This is a genomic window from Variovorax jilinensis (assembly GCF_030316885.1).
Taxonomy (GTDB): domain Bacteria; phylum Pseudomonadota; class Gammaproteobacteria; order Burkholderiales; family Burkholderiaceae_C; genus Variovorax; species Variovorax jilinensis.
Genome location: NZ_JASZYQ010000002.1, coordinates 77,907 through 94,249, shown reverse-complemented (window position 1 = coordinate 94,249; position 16,343 = coordinate 77,907). Strand labels below are relative to the sequence as shown.

The following is a 16,343-nucleotide window of genomic DNA, read 5'->3' as shown; positions in this document are numbered from 1 at the left end:
CCCTCAGGCGAAGGCCGGCCGCCAGGCAGCCAGCAGCGCGGGCAGCCCGGCCATGTCGGTGAAGACGTCCGCGACGCCGACCGCACGCAATTCGTCGGGCCCGCTGTGGCCCAGGTCGGCCGGGCTGTAGCCGAAGACGGTGGCGCCTGCGGCCACGCCCGCCCTGGCGCCCGTGACCGTGTCCTCGATCACCGCGCAGCGCGCCGGATCGACGCCAAGCGCGGCGGCGGCTGCCAGGTACACGTCCGGGAAAGGCTTGGAACGCGGCGTCTCGTGACCGCTGAAGATGCGGCCCTCGAAGCAGTCGAGGATGCCGATCTTCGCGAGCTGCAGCTCGACCTTAAAGCGGTCCGCGCCCGAGGCACAGGCGATGCGGCCGCCGAGCGCCGCATGCAGCGCGCGCACCGCCGTGGCCGCGTTCGGAATGGCGACCAGGTCGCGCTCGAGCGCCTCGTTGCGGCGGCCGCGAAAGCCGTGCAGCCACTCGGGCGTGATCGCGAAGCCGGTCTTCGACTCGATCAGCGCGGCCTCGTCCTTGACCGCCTTACCCGTGAAGAGGCGCATCGATTCCTCGGTGCTGAGCGCCCAGCCCAGCTCGCCGAGCATCTCGGCGAGCACGCGGTTGGTGATGGGTTCGGAGTCGACCAGGACGCCGTCGCAGTCGAACAGGACGGCGTCGAAGGGGAAGGTTTGCATGGGGGCATCGTACCAACCCACCCCTTCGCCGCCGTGTCAGGCGGGCTTCAGGGGGATGTAGATCTCGCCCCCGGCGGCCTTGAACTCCGCCGACTTGCCGGCCATGCCGACCTCGAGTGCCGCAGTCTCCGCCACGCCGCTGCGGGCCGCGAACTCGCGCACCTCCTGCGTGATCTTCATCGAGCAGAACTTGGGACCGCACATCGAGCAGAAGTGCGCCACCTTGGCTGCATCCTTGGGCAGCGTCTCGTCATGGAACTCGCGGGCGGTGTCGGGATCGAGGCCGAGGTTGAACTGGTCCTGCCAGCGGAACTCGAAGCGCGCCTTGGAGAGCGCATCGTCGCGCGCGCGGGCGCCCGCGTGGCCCTTGGCGACGTCGGCCGCATGCGCCGCGATCTTGTAGGCGATGATTCCCTGCTTGACGTCGTCGCGGTCGGGCAGGCCCAGGTGCTCCTTGGGCGTCACGTAGCACAGCATCGCGGTGCCGGCCCAGCCGATCATCGCGGCGCCGATCGCGCTCGCGATGTGGTCGTAGCCCGGCGCGATGTCGATGGTCAGGGGGCCCAGCGTGTAGAACGGCGCCTCGTGGCAGTGCCGCAGCTGCTCGTCCATGTTGGCCTGGATCAGGTGCATCGGCACGTGGCCGGGGCCTTCGATCATGGTCTGCACGTCGTGCTTCCAGGCGATCTGCGTGAGCTCGCCCAGGGTGCGCAGCTCGGCGAACTGGGCCTCGTCGTTGGCGTCCGAGGCGCAGCCCGGGCGCAAGCCGTCGCCGAGCGAGAAGCTCACGTCGTAGGCCTTCATGATGTCGCAGATGTCCTCGAAGTGCGTATAGAGGAAGCTCTCCTGGTGATGCGAGATGCACCACTTGGCCATGATCGAGCCGCCGCGCGAGACGATGCCGGTGCGGCGGTCGGCCGTCAGGTGGATGAAGGGCAGGCGCAGCCCCGCATGGATGGTGAAGTAGTCGACGCCCTGCTCGGCCTGTTCGATCAGCGTGTCGCGGTAGATCGCCCAGGTGAGGTCTTCCGCCACGCCGCCCACCTTCTCGAGCGCCTGGTAGATCGGCACCGTGCCGATCGGCACCGGACTGTTGCGCACGATCCAGTCGCGCGTGGTGTGGATGTTGCGGCCGGTCGAGAGGTCCATGACGTTGTCCGCGCCCCAGCGGATCGCCCACACGAGCTTTTCGACCTCTTCCTCGATGCTCGAGGTCACGGCCGAGTTGCCGATGTTGGCGTTGATCTTGACCTTGAAGTTGCGCCCGATGGCCATCGGCTCGACCTCGGGATGGTTGATGTTGGCCGGGATGATCGCGCGGCCGCGCGCCACCTCGTCGCGCACGAATTCGGGCGTGATGCGCTTCGGGATCGTGGCGCCCATCGGGTTGCCGGCCAGGCGCTGCTCGCGCGCCGCATCGGCCGTGTATTCGGCCATCCATTCGCGCCTTCCGTTCTCCCGCAGCGCGACGTATTCCATCTCGGGCGTGACGATGCCGCGGCGCGCGTAGTGCATCTGCGTGACGTTGGCACCGGCCCTGGCACGGCGCGGCCGGCGCTGCAGGCCGGCGGCGCCCGCGCGCAGTTCGGCGATGCGCCGGGCGTCCCGGTCGGCATGGGTGGCGCCGTCGTCGAGCGCCAGGTGCAGGCGCCCTTCGTAGGCCTCGGTGTCGGCGCGCTCCGCGATCCAGGCCGTGCGAACGCCGGGCAGGCCGCGGCGCACGTCGATCTCGGCCGCAGGGTCGGTGTAGGGCCCCGAGGTGTCGTAGAGCGAGATCCGCTCGCCGTTGGTCAGCCGCACCTCGCGCACCGGCACCTGCAGGTCGGGGCGGCTGCCAGCGATGTGGCTCTTGGCGGAAGCGGGAAAGGGCTCGCGCGTGAGCGCGAGGAGGGAAGAGAACTTGTCTGCGGCATTCATGCGGGGCACTCCGGGTTGAGGTTCAACGGGTGCTCCGCGATCGCTCCGGGACGGCATCGCCCCCCAACGAAAAATGGAGGGAATGCCGGGGAGTCGCAGCTCTTCTTACGCTGGTATGAACCAGATCAAGTTCGCGGGTTCGGCCGCTTGGCCATCTCAGCACGCAACTGCGTGCACCCCGGAGCGGGGACGATTCTAGGCCGGGGAAGGCGCCCGCCTCAAGCCTGGCCCGCGGCAGCCAGCGGCGCAACCGCATCACGCGGCGGATCGCCGGCCGCGGCGTCGGCCGCGGGGGCGCGCACCGCGCCGAGCGCGACCCAGGCATCCAGGCCGCCCGCGAGAACGCGCACGCGCTGCAGGCCGGCGCCCTTGAGCAGGCGCGCAGCCGCGATCGCCGAGGCATCGTCGGGGCAGTCGCAGAAGACCACCAGCTCGCGGCCGTCGGAGAAGCCGACCACATGCTTGGGCAGCTGCTTGAGCGCGATGCCGATCGCACCGGGTATGGCACGCGGGTCGAGCGCGCGGGCCTCGTCGGAACGCACGTCGATCACGGTCGGCGCCACGGCCGCGGCCAGCGCGTCGCGCAGGGCCTCGACCTGGATGTGCTCGATGTCGTCGGCACGAAGCGCGAGGCGCCGCTGGCGATAGCGCCAGGCCACGAAGGCCGCGAGCGCGAGCACGCCGATCGCGAGCGCACCGAGGCCGATGTTCGAGATCACGGCGATGACGTCCTGGATGGCCGAATGGAAGATCCGGCCGACGAACAGGAAGCCCAGCGTCCAGATCAGCGCGGCGAGCGTCTCGTAGGCCAGGAAGCGCAGGTTCGACATGCCGAGCGCGCCCGCCATCGGCGGCGCCACCACCGACACCCCTGGGACGAACTTGGCCGCGATCAGCGACAGCCCGCCCCAGCGCGTGAGGATCGATTCGCTGCGCTTGACGCAGGAGTCGGCCGACAGCGAGATCCGGCACAGCAGACGCATGACGCTGTAGCCCCAACGGCGACCGGCCAGGAACCAGACGCCGTCGCCGAGGATGTTGCCGAGCATTGCGGCCGCCACCACGGCGGCAAACGACAGCTGGCCGCCCACCGTGAGGCCGCCCGCGACGATCAGGAACGGCACCGCGGGCACCGGCGCGCCGAGGCGCGTCGCCAGGGTGGCCACGAAGACCAGGACGGCGCCCTGGCTGGCGAGGAGTGCGGAGAAGTCGTCCATGGCTGGCGGCTACTGCCCCTTGGCCGGCGGCACCGTCGTCGCAGCCTGCTGGGCGTTCGGGCCGCCGAGCAGCATCACGTCCGAGAAGTAGGCGATGCCGTGGCCCTGGGTGTTGTCCGCGTCGGCCGAGATCGCGACCGCGACCACGTCGGGCATGGCGTCGCCGGCCTCGTCGCCGAAGGCGCGCTTGTAGTCGGCCAGCAGGTTGCGACGCTCGGCCATCCAGGTGCCCGGGCGCGTGGCCGGTCCGGACTCCAGCACCACCATGCGCACCCGCTTGGTGAAGGCGTTGATCAGCGCGCTGCCCTTGGGCTCCTTGCCGTCCCAGACGTAGCACAGGGCTTCGCTCGGCACCTGCTCGCCGGTGGCGCTGCGTGCCAGCGCGAGGCGGGTGCGCTCCGAGACCGGCAGCTTGTCGGTCGGGAAATCGAAGAACACGCAGACCTTGGCCGCACCGTCGTCGCCCGAGCGCGTGCGCAGGTCGGCGTTCTCCACGAACTCGTCGACACGCCAGCGCCAGGCCAGCGTGGTGGCGGCATTCAGCGGCGTCCTGGTGGGATGGACGAGGTTGCCGTAGGAGCGGTCGGCCTCCACCTTGAGCACCCGCTGGCCGTCGAGCGCGACCACCTCGAAGCTCGTGGCGGTCTTGTTCGGCAGCGTCGTGAAGCGCCAGGGAGCGGGCGCCTGCCCGCTCGAGGCGCTCGAGAAGGGCACCAGGGCTGGCGCCTCCTCGGCATGCGCCGCCGGAGCCGCGGCCCACAGCAACGCGGACAGAGCCAGTCCGGTCGAGCGCGCGAACCAGCCTCTCGAGCCTGCAAGACGATGCGTACGGGCATTCATGGTTGGCCTCTCGGTCCTGGGTGTTGGAATTGATCTTGGAGGATCGGGCGGCGCTGCGCGCACTACCGACCGATGCGAAGTGTGAGGCCGCAAGCCCGCAAGATAAATAGGCCAAAAGGAATCGCAGTGTCCCCAGGATGGACACAATGCGCTCGGCACTATGAAATGAATAGCGCGGACATCAGGCCCGTATTGGCCCGCTGCGGCTTTTTAAGGTCTCAGCGCAGATCGCCGTCGACGTAGTACCAGCGATGGAGAACGCCGTCCTCCTCGCGCACGAACCGGCTGCGCTCGTGCAGCCGGCTCGCGACGCCCGCACCATTGCGCTGGCGCGCCACGAACTCGACCTCGGCATGGTCGGCATCGAGCACCGAGCGCGACCGCAGGTCCAGACCCAGCCATTTGACGTCGGGCTCGAAGTCGAGCGCGGCCGGCCGTGTCGAGCGATGCCAGGTGGCCAGCAGGTAGTCCGCACGCTGGTGCACGAAGGCGGTGTAGCGCGAGCGCATGAGCGACTCGGCGTCGGGCGCCGGCGTGTTCGCGAAGTCGTCGACGAAGCGCCCGCAGCACTGCGTGAAGGCCAGCGGCAGCTCGCGCCGGTCGCGACGCCCGCAGGGGCAGGAAACACGGGCGATGCTGGAGGAGTTGGCGGACATGGAGAGGCGTGAAGCGGCGGGAATCCAGCGCGTATTGTGCCGGCCCCCGTACAAACCCCCGACCGGGGACGCCGCGGCCTCAGGCCAGGGCGCGCTGGATCAGCAGCTTCTGGATGTCCGACGTGCCTTCGTAGATCTGGCAGACGCGCACGTCGCGGTAGATGCGCTCGAGCGGGAAATCGTTGACGTAGCCGTAGCCGCCCAGCGTCTGGATCGCGGCGCTGCAGACGCGCTCGGCCATCTCGCTGGCGAACAGCTTGGCCATGGCGGCCTCCTTGAGGCAGGGGCGACCGGCATCGCGCAGGCTCGCCGCATGCCAGATCAGCTGGCGCGCGGCCTCGAGCTGGGTCGCGCATTCGGCGAGGCGAAAACCCACCGCCTGCTGCTCGAAGATGCTGCCGCCGAAGGCCTGGCGCTCCTTGGCATACGCCAGTGCCACGTCGAAGGCGCTGCGCGCCATGCCCACGCTCTGCGCCGCGATGCCGATGCGGCCGCCCTCGAGCGCGCCGAGCGCGATCTTGTAGCCCTCGCCTTCCTGGCCGATCAGGTTCTCGCGCGGAATGCGGCAGCCGTCGAAGTTGATCTGCGCGGTGTCGCTCGAATGCTGGCCGAGCTTGTCCTCGAGCCGCGCCACGTGGTAGCCGGGCGCATCGGTCGGCACGATGAAGGCGCTCATCCCTCGCTTGCCGGCGCCCTTGTCCGTGACCGCGATCACGATCGCGACCTGGCCGTTCTTGCCGCTCGTGATGAACTGCTTGACGCCGTCGATCACCCAGCCCTCGCCGTCCTTGCGCGCGGTGGTGCGCAGCGACGAAGCGTCGCTGCCGGCCTGCGGCTCGGTCAGGCAGAAGGCACCGAGCATCTGCCCCTGCGCGAGCGGCTGCAGCCACTGCTTCTTCTGCTGCACGTTGCCGTAGCGCATGAGGATCGCGTTGACCGGGCAGTTGGTGACGCTGATCGCGGTGCTGGTGCCGCCGTCGCCGGCCGCGATCTCCTCGAGCACCAGCGCCAGCGTGAGGTAGTCGAGGCCGGCGCCTCCGTCTTCCTCGGGTACGCAGATGCCGTAGGCGCCCAGCGCCGCGAGGCCGGCATGGGCCTCCTTGGGGAAGCTGTGGTCGCGGTCCCACTGAGGCGCGCGCGGCCAGAGTTCGGCCTGGGCGAATTCGCGCACCGCATCGCGGATGGCTTCCTGGTCGGCGCTGAGCAGCATGGTGATGGCGTCCTTGTCTCTTTTTCTACTTCGATGCGCCGAGGTCCATGATCAGCTTGCTCGCCATGTAGAGGCGGCGCGGAATGGCGCTGATGTCCACGTATTCGGCCTTGTCGCTGTGATAGCCGAAACCGGGCAGGCCCAGGCTCTCGATCACCGGCTTGCCGGCCAGCGCCGCGTAGGCTGCGTCGGTGCCGCCGCCCGTGCGCTCGACCACGCCGAGCTCGCCGCCGGCTTCCTTGTAGTAGGCGACCGCCTTGTCGACCAGCTTGCGGCCGCCCTCGCCCGCGTTGAAGGCCGGCCGGCCGCGCGTCACGAGCACCTTGACCTCGGCATCGGCTAGCTTCTTCTGCTGCGCCCGTTGCTCGAGCGTCTTCATCGCGGCGTCGAAGTCCTCGTTCTTCGCGTAGCGCACATCGGCATTCAGCGTGGCGCTGGCCGGGATGATGTTGGACACCGCGCCCGCCTTGCCGATGGTCCAGTTGAAGCGCAGGCCCTTGGCCTTGTCGTCGATGTCGAGCGTTCGCAGCACCAGGTCGGAAGCCTCGACCAGCGCGTTGACCCCGAGCTCCGGCGCCGCGCCCGCGTGCGAGGCCTTGCCCGTGATGTTGACCTGCACGTAGGCGATGCCCGAGGTGCCGAGCGAGAGGTCTTCCTTGCCCGCGCCCGTGGGCTCGAACGAGAGCACGTAGTCGGCCTTGGCGGCTTCCTCCTGGATCAGGTCGCGCGAGCCGAAGGAGCCTTTTTCCTCGTCGGTGTTGAACAGCACCGTGATCGTGCCGAAGTCATCGAAGCCGCGCTGCTTGAGCAGCCGCAGCGCGTGCACGATCACCGCATTGCCACCCTTGTCGTCGGCGATGCCGGGACCGTAGGCCTTGTCGCCCTCGACGCGGAAAGGCGCCTTGGCCAGGATGCCCTTCGGGTAGACCGTGTCCATGTGCGAGAGCAGCAGCAGGTTCTTGCCGCCCTTGCCCTTGAGCTTGCCGACGATGTTGTCGCCCACCACGATGCCGGCCGACTTGCTGCGCGTGACCGTGAATCCGAGCGCCTTGAGCTGCGCCTCGAGGTAGCTGCCCGCGGCGGCCATGCCTTCGGCGTCACCGGTGCCGGTCTCGATGTTGACGAGTTCCTCGAGCGTCTTGATCACTGCCGGCTTCTCGGCGGTGGCGGCGGCGAACAGGGCCTGGTCGCGCGACTGGCTCCAGGCGGCGGGGGCGATGAAGGCGCCGACCAGCAGGGCGGCGATGGCGTTGCGATGGAAAACCGGATGCATCAAAACGAAGAACTCCAAGGGTTGGGTAGGACCTGCGAACTTATCAGAGCAGCTCGATCGCGACCGCGGTGCCTTCGCCGCCGCCGATGCAGAGCGTGGCCACACCGCGCTTCTTGCCGCGCTGCTGCAGCGCATGGATCAGCGTGACCATGATGCGCGCGCCGCTGGCGCCGATCGGATGGCCCAGCGCGCAGGCGCCGCCGTGCACGTTGACGATGTCGTGCGCCACGTTCAGCTCGTGCATCAGCGCCATCGGCACCACCGCGAAGGCCTCGTTGACCTCCCACAGGTCGACGTCCTTGACGCCCCAGCCGGTCTTCTTGAACAGCTTGGCGACGGCACCGACCGGCGCGGTCGAGAACCACTCGGGCTGCTGCGCATGCGTGGCATGGCCGACCAGGCGCGCGATCGGCTTCGCGCCGTACTTCTTCGCGGTGCTCTCGGTCATCATGACCAGCGCGGCGGCGCCGTCGTTGATCGACGAGCTGGAGGCCGCGGTGATGGTGCCGCCGTCCTTCTTGAAGGCCGGCTTGAGGGTCGGGATCTTGTCGAGCTTGACCTTGCCCGGGCCTTCGTCGATGTCGATCACGGTCTCGCCGTTGCGGCCCTTGACGGTGACCGCCGCGATCTCGGCCTTGAAGGCGCCCGAGGCGGTGGCGGCCTTGGCGCGCTCGACGCTGGCGATGGCGAAGGCGTCCTGCTGCTCGCGCGTGAACTTGTACTTGGCCGCGCAGTCCTCGCCGAAGGTGCCCATCGAGCGGCCCGGCTGGTAGGCGTCCTCGAGGCCGTCGAGCATCATGTGGTCGAAGATGCGGTCGTGGCCCATGCGGTAGCCACCGCGGCCCTTGAGCATCAGGTAGGGCGCGTTGGTCATGCTTTCCATGCCGCCCGCGACCATCACCTCGTGGGTGCCGGCCAGCAGCATGTCGTGCGCCAGCATGGCCGCCTTCATCGCCGAGCCGCACATCTTGCTGAGCGTCACCGCACCGGCGCTGTCGGGCAGGCCGCCCTTGTAGGCCGCCTGGCGCGCGGGCGCCTGGCCCTGGCCGGCCATCAGGCAGTTGCCGAACAGCACCTCGCCGACGCTGTCGGCCGTTATGCCGGCACGCTCGACCGCGGCCTTGATCGCCACGCCGCCGAGGTCGTGCGCCGCAAGGGAGGAAAAGTCGCCCTGGAAGCCGCCCATCGGGGTGCGGGCGGCGCCGACGATCACGATCGATTCGCTCATGGAAATGCTCCTTCAGTGGTTGTGTGGTTGTCTGTCAGAAATAGGGAGTCGGGTTGTCGTGCTGGAAGCGCTGCGACTCGTCGTAGGGGAAGACGTCGAGCATCTGGCCGGCCTGGATGCGCTGCTTGTGGCTCTGCCAAAAGGTGGCGTCGAGCAGGTCGGCATGGTGCGCCATGAAGGCCTCGCGCACGGCCGGGTTGCCGAGCAGGAAGGGCTCGAAGGTCTCGGGAAACACGTCCTTCGGACCGACCGAATACCAGATCTCGCCGCTCATCTCTTCCTCCTCGTTGCGCGGCGCGGGCACCTTGCGGAAGTTGCAGTCGGTGAGGTATTCGATCTCGTCGTAGTCGTAGAACACCACCTTGCCGCCGCGCGTGACGCCGAAGTTCTTCCACAGCATGTCGCCCGGGAAGATGTTGGCCGCCACCATGTCCTTGATCGCATTGCCGTACTCGATCACCGCCCGTTCGAGCTGCTTGCCGGCCCGGCGCGCATGCTCGGGCTGGGCCAGCAGGTCGAAGGATTCCTGCAGGAACAGGTTCAGCGGGATCATGCGTCGCTCGATGTAGACGTGCTTGAGCACCAGCTCCATCTCCCCGTTGCCGTCGCGGTCGCCGATCTCGAGCTGGCTCGGCGCGAAACGGCGGATCTCCTCGACCAGTTCGGGCTCGAAGCGGTCGAGCGGAAAGCCGACGTCGCTGTATTCGAGCGTGTCGGCCATGCGGCCCACGCGGTCGTGCTGCTTCACGAGCTGGTACTTGGCCTTGATCTGCTCGCGCGTGGTGTCCTTCTGCGGCGGGTAGAAGTCCTTGATGACCTTGAACACGTAGGGAAACGACGGCAGGTCGAACACCAGCATCACCATGCCCTTGATGCCGGGCGCGATGCGGAAGCGGTCGCTCGAATAGGCCAGGTGGTAGAGGAAGTCGCGGTAGAACAGCGTCTTGCCCTGCTTGGCCAGGCCCAGCGCGCTGTAGATCTCGGCGCGCGGCTTGCGCGGCATCAGCGAGCGCAGGAACTGCACATAGGCCGAGGGCACCTCCATGTCGACCATGAAGTAGGCGCGAGCGAAGCTGAACAGCATCTGCAGGTCGTCCTCGCCGAACAGCGCCGCATCGACATGGAAGCGGCCCGAGGCGTCGTGCAGGATCGGCAGTGCGAACGGCAGTTCGATGAAGCCGTTGTTGATCTTGCCGACCACGTAGGCGCCCTTGTTGCGGAAGAACAGGCCCGACAGCACCTGCAGCTGGAAGTTGGCCCGCAGCTTGACCTGGTGGAAGCGCCCGAGGATCGCGGCCGCGACGCGTTCGGCGTCGCGCCGCCGGTCCGTCCAGCGGCCCTGCAGCGCGTAGTCGGAGAGCATGCGCTCGACCGTGTCGGCCAGCGTCTCGCGCGCCGGGTAGTAGGCGCGGTAGGTGGGCGCGTCGTGCGGCTCGAGGTATTCGGTGCTGATCGCCGGCCGCACGAAGATGAAGTCGTTCTGGAAGTAGGCGCGATGCAGGATCTTGGTCGTCACCGAGTTGAAGAAGCTCTCGGCCAGCTCGGGCTGGTGGTGCCCGACCAGCAGGCCGATGAAGTGCAGCTTGATCTGGTGCCAGACGTCCATCGGCTGCTCGCCGGCCTTGAACTCCTTCTCGAGGCGCTTCACGGCCTCGCTCACGCGCAGGTCGTAGAACTCGATGCGCTCGCGCTGCGCCCGCTGCTGGCCGGTCCAGTCGGCGGTCTCGAAGCGGTGCTTGGCGCGCGCCGACTCGGCCCGGAACAGCCGGTAGTGCCGATCGAAGCCGTCGCGCATCGCGCGTGCGACGTCGTAGGCGAGCGGCGAATCGAGGCGCTGCGGGAACATGGGGCCGGCGCGGCAGGCCTACTTGGGCGACCCGATCGTCTCGACCGCGCTCGCGCTGCCCTCCGCGGGCTTGCTCCACTTGTAGCGGATGCGCTGCACCGCGGCGCGGTACTGCGACTCGAGCGGCTTGGAGCCGTCGGCCGTGATGCCGAGGTCCTGCAGCAGGCCGTCGTTGACGCCGAAGGCCCAGCCATGGATGGTCACTTCCTGGCCGCGGCTCCAGGCATCGCACATCACGGTGCTGACCGCGACGTTGACCACCTGTTCGGCGACGTTGAGCTCGCACAACGCGTTGGCGCGGCTTTCCTCGGGGATGGTCTCGAGCATCACGCGGTGGCGGTCGCGCACATCCTGGATGTGGCGCAGCCAGTTGTCGGCGATGCCGATGCGCGCGCCTTCCAGCGCGGCCTGCACGCCCGAGCAGCCGTAGTGGCCGACCACCATGATGTGGCGCACCTTGAGTCGCTCGACCGCGAACTGGATCGCCGACAGCGCGTTGAGGTCGGAATGCACCACGATATTCGCCACGTTGCGGTGCACGAAGACCTCGCCCGGCTCGAGGCCGGTGATCTGGTTCGCGGGCACGCGGCTGTCGGAGCATCCGATCCACATGTACTTGGGTGTCTGCTGCTTCACCAGGCTGGTGAAGAAACCGGGACGATCGCGTTCCATTCGCGCCGACCAGGTGCGGTTGTGGGCGAACAGGTCGTCGAGGGTGTCGGGGAGTTTTTCCATGGTCGTCGGTGGGGTGGAGTGGATGGATTCAGGCGGTGGCGCGGCGCGGCTTGGGCCGGGCGGTGCGGGCCAGTGCGGCACGCGCCTGCTTTTCCTGGGCGCGCACCTCGGCAAGGTTGGCCTGCAGCTCGACCAGCTGGTTCTCGAGCTGCTCGCGGTGGCTGCCCAGTACGCCGAGGAAGCGCTCTAGCTGCACCGCGGTGTCGCGCGGGCTGTCGTACATGTCGAGGATCTCGCGCGCCTCGGTCAGCTTGAGGCCGAGCCGCTTGGCCCGCAGCGTGAGCGTGAGCCGGGCCCGGTCGCGCGAGGTGTAGATGCGCTGCAGGCCCGCGCGGCGCGGCGCCAGCAGGCCCATGTCCTCGTAGAAGCGGATCGCTCGCGTGGTGAGGTCGAACTCCTTGGCGAGTTCGCCGATGGTGAAGGTCTGCGAAGGCATGTTCGAGGGTCTGAACGGTGGCGACAGCACGCCGGGACGGCACTGCCTACAATGGTGGCTTCAAGCCATGACGTTTACGTTAACGTCAATCGTACATGAACATCCTCGAACGCGAACTCCACTACCCCCTCGGCGACACCCTGCCGGCTCCCGGCGAGACTGTCGAGGTGGCCGCGGGCGTGCGCTGGATCCGCATGGCGCTGCCCTTCGCGCTCGACCACATCAACCTCTGGCTGCTGCGCGACACCATCGACGGCGTCGAGGGCTGGAGCGTGGTCGACTGCTGCATCTCGCACGAGGCCTCGCGCGCCCAGTGGGAGCAGATCTTCGAGACCCAGCTCGAGGGCCTCCCGATCCTGCGCGTGATCGTGACCCACATGCACCCCGACCACATCGGCCTGGCCGACTGGCTGTGCAGGCGCTGGAACGTCCCGCTCTGGATCAGCGCCACCGACTACCACGTGGCGCGCGTGCTCACGAGCGCAGGCGACACGCTGGCCGGCGGCGATGCCGCGGCCGATTTCTTCATGCGACACGGCCTCGCGGACCCGGCCACGCTGGCCACGATCCGCAAGCGCAACAACTACTACGCCGACATGGTGCCGGCACTGCCCGAGAGCTTCGTGCGCATGATGGACGGCGACACGGTTCGCATCGGCGGGCGAGACTGGCGCTGCATCAGCGGCTACGGCCACGCGCCCGAGCACATCGCGCTCTACTGCGACGAGATCAAGGTGCTGCTGGGCGGCGACATGATGCTGCCGCGCATCTCGACCAACGTGAGCGTGCATGCGGGTGAGCCCGAGGCCAATTCGCTGCGCCTCTTCCTCGACAGCATCGAGCGCTTCAAGTCGCTGCCGGCCGACACGCTGGGGCTGCCCGCGCACGGCAAGCCCTTCACGGGCATCCACCGGCGCGTCGAGCAGCTCAAGGAGCACCACCGCGACCGCCTGGCCGAGCTTCTCGAGGCCTGCACCGCGCGTCCGCACAGCGCGGCGGAAGGCCTGCCCATCCTGTTCAAGCGCCAGCTCGACGTGCACCAGATGACCTTCGCGATGGGCGAGACCGTGGCCCACCTGCACCTGCTGTACTTCTCGGGCCAGCTGCAGCGCCGGCTCGGCGCGGACGGCGTCCTGCGCTTCGGCGTCTTCGCTTGAGTCGCCCGGCCGCTGGGCAGACGACGGCCGAGCACTGCTGCGCGAAGCCAGGCCGATGACCATGCTCGAGCGACTGCGTGCGGGCGAGCTCGTCGGGACGCAGCGGCTCGACCTGTCGGCCGGCCTCGCGGAATTTCCGCCCGAGATCTTCGGGCTCGCGGACACGCTCGAGGTGCTCAACCTCTCGGGCAATGCGCTTTCCTCGCTGCCTGCCGACCTGCACCGGCTGCACCGGCTGCGCGTGCTGTTCTGCTCCGACAATCGGTTCACCGAGCTGCCCGAGGCCCTCGGTCGCTGCGAGCGGCTCGAGATGGTCGGCTTCAAGGCCAACCGCATCGAACGGGTGGCCACCGCGTCGCTGCCACCTGCGCTGCGCTGGCTGATCCTCACCGACAACCGCATCGAGACGCTGCCCGAGGCGCTGGGCCAGCGGCCCCGGCTGCAGAAGCTGATGCTGGCCGGCAACCGGCTGCGGGCCCTGCCGGCCTCGATGGCCGCCGGCAGCGGCGCGCTCGAGCTGCTGCGCATCTCGGCCAACCGCTTCGAGGCCTTGCCAGACGGGCTCGCGCAGCTGCCGCGACTTTCATGGCTCGCCTTCGCGGGCAATCCCTTCGACGAGACGCCCGAAGCCCGCACGGTGCAGGCACAGGCGACCGCAGCGATCGACTGGCATCGGCTCGCGCTCGGCCCCAGGCTTGGCGAGGGCGCATCGGGCGTGATCCACCAGGCCGACTGGCAGCAGCCCGACGGCAGCTTGCGCCCGGTGGCGGTCAAGCGCTTCAAGGGCGCGGTCACCAGCGATGGCTGGCCGCACAGCGAGATGGCGGCCTGCCTCGGCGCCGGCGGCCATCCGAACCTGATCCCGGTGCTCGGCCGCATCGTCGGCCATCCGGAAGGAGTCGAAGGCCTGGTGCTCTCGCTGGTCGACCCCGCATTCACCAGCCTGGCCGGCCCGCCGAGCCTCGAGAGCTGCACGCGCGACGTCTACCCGGCCGATGCGCGCTGGTCGACCGGCACGGCGCTGGCCATGGCGCGCGGCATCGCCTCGGCCGTCGTGCAGCTGCACGCGCGCGGCATCCTGCACGGCGACCTCTACGCCCACAACATCCTCTGGAACGGCCAGGGCGACTGCCTGCTCGGCGACTTCGGCGCCGCGTCCTTCCTGCCGCGCGACGACGAAGACCGGTCGCAGGCCCTGCAGCGCATCGAGGTGCGCGCCTTCGGCTGCCTGCTCGAGGAGTTGCTCGCGCATTGCGATCCGACCGATGCCACCGCGACCGACCTGGCCGGAATGACGCGGCTGAAGTCGCGCTGCCTGGCCGCCGAGCCCACCGACCGACCGCTGTTCGCCGACATCGTGCGCAGCCTCGGCGCCTGAGAAGGCCGGCGATGGATTCGCTCCCGCTGCCCGTTCGCGACGGCGTGGGCCCGAGCTGCGTGTCGCTGCCGGCTGGCAACTGGCCGACCATCGCCGACTTCCTCGTCGAGCGCTTCGCGGCCATTGCGCCCGCAACCTGGGCGGCACGCATCGCGGCCGGCGACGTGGTCGACGAGCACGGCGTGCCGGTGACACCGCAGCGTGCCTACCAGCCGCGCCTGCGCGTCTACTACTACCGCGCGCTCGAGACCGAGCCCGCGATTCCGTTCGAGGAGCAGGTGCTGTTCCGCGACGAGCATCTGCTGGTGGTCGACAAGCCGCATTTCCTGCCGGTGACGCCGGTCGGCAAATACGTGCAGCAGAGCCTGCTGGTGCGGCTCAGGCGCAAGCTGGGCCTCGACCACCTGGCACCGCTGCACCGCATCGACCGCGAGACGGCGGGCATCGTGCTGTTCTCGGTGCAGCCGGCCGACCGCGCAGGCTATAGCGCGCTGTTCGCCGAGCGCGCGATCCACAAGCACTACGAGGCCATCGTGCACTGGGACGGCCGGCATGCGCTGCCCTCCATCCGCCGCAGCCGGCTCGCGCCCGACAGCCACTTCATGCGCATGGCCGAGGTCGAGGGCGAACCGAATGCCGAGACCCGCTTCACGCTGCTCGAGGCGCGCGACGGCCAGGCGAGGCTCGGCCTGTCGCCGGTCACGGGGCGCCGCCATCAGTTGCGCGTGCACTGCGCGGCGCTGGGCCTTGCGATCTGCAACGACGCGATCTACCCGGTGCTGCGGCCCGAGGGCGCGGACGACTTCGATCGGCCCCTGCAGCTGCTGGCCAAGGCCATCGCCTTTCGCGATCCCGTGACTGGCGCCGAACGCAGCTTCACGAGCGCGCGCACGCTGGTGCTGGCACCAAGGTGACGCGAAGCCGGTGCGTCTCGCACTAAGCTCGCCGAAAACCACCCAGGAGACACGCCGCATGGACACCACCCGACTCTTTTCGCTCGAAGGCCGCACCGCACTGATCACGGGCGGCTCGCGCGGCATCGGCCGCATGATCGCCGAGGGCTTTCTCGCCCAGGGCGCCCGCGTCTACATCTCCGCGCGCAAGGCCGCGGCCTGCGACCAGACCGCCAAGGAGCTGTCGGCCTTCGGCCACTGCGTCTCGCTGCCGGCCGACGTCTCGACCCTCGAAGGCGCGCAGGCACTGGTCGCGGCCTACGCAAAGCACGAAGGCTCGCTCGACATCCTCGTGAACAACGCCGGCGCGGCCTGGGGTGCGCCCTACGACGACTTCCCCGAGAGCGGCTGGGACAAGGTGGTCGACCTGAACCTGAAGACGCCCTTCTTCCTGACCCAGGCACTGACGCCGATGCTCAAGAAGGCCGCGACCGACCATCTGGCGAAGGTGATCAACATCGCATCGATCGACGGCATCTCGGTCAATCCGCAGGAGACGTATTCGTACGCGGCCAGCAAGGCCGGCCTGATCCAGCTCACGCGCCGCATGGCACTGCGCCTCGCGCAGGACCGCATCGTGGTCAGCGCGATCGCACCGGGCGCCTTCGCTTCCGACATGAACAAGGACGCGCGCGACCACGGCGACGAAGTCAAGGCGCGCATTCCGGCCGGTCGCATCGGCGAGCCCGAGGACATGGCGGCCGCCGCGATCTACCTGGCTTCGCGCGCTGGCGACTACGTGATGGGTTCGACCCTGGTGGTCGACGGCGGCGTCACGCACGCCCGCTGAACCGGCCGCCT

15 protein-coding genes and 1 riboswitch are annotated in these 16,343 nt (G+C 69.0%); of the genes, 4 read left to right on the top strand and 11 right to left on the bottom strand.

What is annotated here, in order from left to right; all coding sequences use genetic code 11:
- Positions 1–3 precede the first annotated feature (3 nt).
- The 11 genes from QTH87_RS07510 to QTH87_RS07460 all read right to left on the bottom strand — a co-directional run bounded on the left by QTH87_RS07510 (position 4) and on the right by QTH87_RS07460 (position 12,054).
- Positions 4–696, bottom strand: coding sequence for an HAD family hydrolase (locus tag QTH87_RS07510; protein ID WP_286608207.1), 693 nt, complete (start codon positions 694–696; stop codon positions 4–6).
- Between the two features lie 36 nt (positions 697–732).
- A complete protein-coding gene (gene thiC, locus QTH87_RS07505; protein WP_286608205.1) occupies positions 733–2,613 on the bottom strand; it encodes a phosphomethylpyrimidine synthase ThiC in 1,881 nt (626 codons plus the stop codon).
- 85 nt (positions 2,614–2,698) lie between these two features.
- Positions 2,699–2,804: riboswitch (TPP riboswitch) on the bottom strand.
- Between the two features lie 27 nt (positions 2,805–2,831).
- Positions 2,832–3,830, bottom strand: a complete 999-nt coding sequence (locus QTH87_RS07500) for a VTT domain-containing protein (RefSeq protein ID WP_286608203.1) — start codon at positions 3,828–3,830, stop codon at positions 2,832–2,834.
- A 9-nt stretch (positions 3,831–3,839) separates the two neighbouring features.
- A complete protein-coding gene (locus QTH87_RS07495) occupies positions 3,840–4,670 on the bottom strand; it encodes a DUF3047 domain-containing protein (RefSeq protein WP_286608201.1) in 831 nt (276 codons plus the stop codon).
- 218 nt (positions 4,671–4,888) lie between these two features.
- On the bottom strand, positions 4,889–5,326 hold the full coding sequence (locus tag QTH87_RS07490; protein WP_286608199.1) for a YchJ family protein: 438 nt from the start codon (positions 5,324–5,326) through the stop codon (positions 4,889–4,891).
- Positions 5,327–5,405: 79 nt separating this feature from the next.
- Entirely contained in the window at positions 5,406–6,536 is a 1,131-nt protein-coding gene (locus QTH87_RS07485; protein ID WP_286608197.1) for an acyl-CoA dehydrogenase family protein, read from the bottom strand.
- A 25-nt stretch (positions 6,537–6,561) separates the two neighbouring features.
- Positions 6,562–7,809, bottom strand: coding sequence for a glutamate carboxypeptidase (locus QTH87_RS07480; protein WP_286608195.1), 1,248 nt, complete (start codon positions 7,807–7,809; stop codon positions 6,562–6,564).
- A gap of 43 nt (positions 7,810–7,852) precedes the next feature.
- Positions 7,853–9,037 carry an acetyl-CoA C-acyltransferase gene (locus tag QTH87_RS07475; RefSeq protein WP_286608193.1) on the bottom strand — a complete coding sequence of 395 codons (1,185 nt, stop codon included), beginning with the start codon at positions 9,035–9,037 and terminating at the stop codon, positions 7,853–7,855.
- A 34-nt stretch (positions 9,038–9,071) separates the two neighbouring features.
- Complete coding sequence (aceK, locus tag QTH87_RS07470; protein WP_286608191.1) at positions 9,072–10,883, bottom strand: bifunctional isocitrate dehydrogenase kinase/phosphatase; 1,812 nt, start codon at positions 10,881–10,883, stop codon at positions 9,072–9,074.
- Between the two features lie 18 nt (positions 10,884–10,901).
- Positions 10,902–11,618: a carbonate dehydratase gene (gene can / locus QTH87_RS07465; protein WP_286608188.1), complete on the bottom strand. Its 717-nt coding sequence runs from the start codon at positions 11,616–11,618 to the stop codon at positions 10,902–10,904.
- A 28-nt stretch (positions 11,619–11,646) separates the two neighbouring features.
- Positions 11,647–12,054, bottom strand: a complete 408-nt coding sequence (locus QTH87_RS07460) for a MerR family transcriptional regulator (protein WP_286608186.1) — start codon at positions 12,052–12,054, stop codon at positions 11,647–11,649.
- A gap of 95 nt (positions 12,055–12,149) precedes the next feature.
- Between QTH87_RS07460 and QTH87_RS07455 the strand changes: the two genes are divergently transcribed.
- From QTH87_RS07455 to QTH87_RS07440, 4 genes are read left to right on the top strand one after another with little or no spacing between them, the layout of a single operon-like run.
- The gene (locus QTH87_RS07455; protein WP_286608185.1) at positions 12,150–13,211 is read left to right on the top strand and encodes an MBL fold metallo-hydrolase; all 1,062 of its coding nucleotides are present in this window, start codon (positions 12,150–12,152) and stop codon (positions 13,209–13,211) included.
- A gap of 55 nt (positions 13,212–13,266) precedes the next feature.
- Entirely contained in the window at positions 13,267–14,589 is a 1,323-nt protein-coding gene (locus QTH87_RS07450) for a leucine-rich repeat-containing protein kinase family protein (protein ID WP_286608183.1), read from the top strand.
- Between the two features lie 11 nt (positions 14,590–14,600).
- Positions 14,601–15,503, top strand: coding sequence for a pseudouridine synthase (locus QTH87_RS07445; RefSeq protein WP_286608181.1), 903 nt, complete (start codon positions 14,601–14,603; stop codon positions 15,501–15,503).
- Positions 15,504–15,561: 58 nt separating this feature from the next.
- Positions 15,562–16,332 carry an SDR family oxidoreductase gene (locus QTH87_RS07440; RefSeq protein ID WP_286608179.1) on the top strand — a complete coding sequence of 257 codons (771 nt, stop codon included), beginning with the start codon at positions 15,562–15,564 and terminating at the stop codon, positions 16,330–16,332.
- The last annotated feature ends 11 nt before the right edge of the window (positions 16,333–16,343 follow it).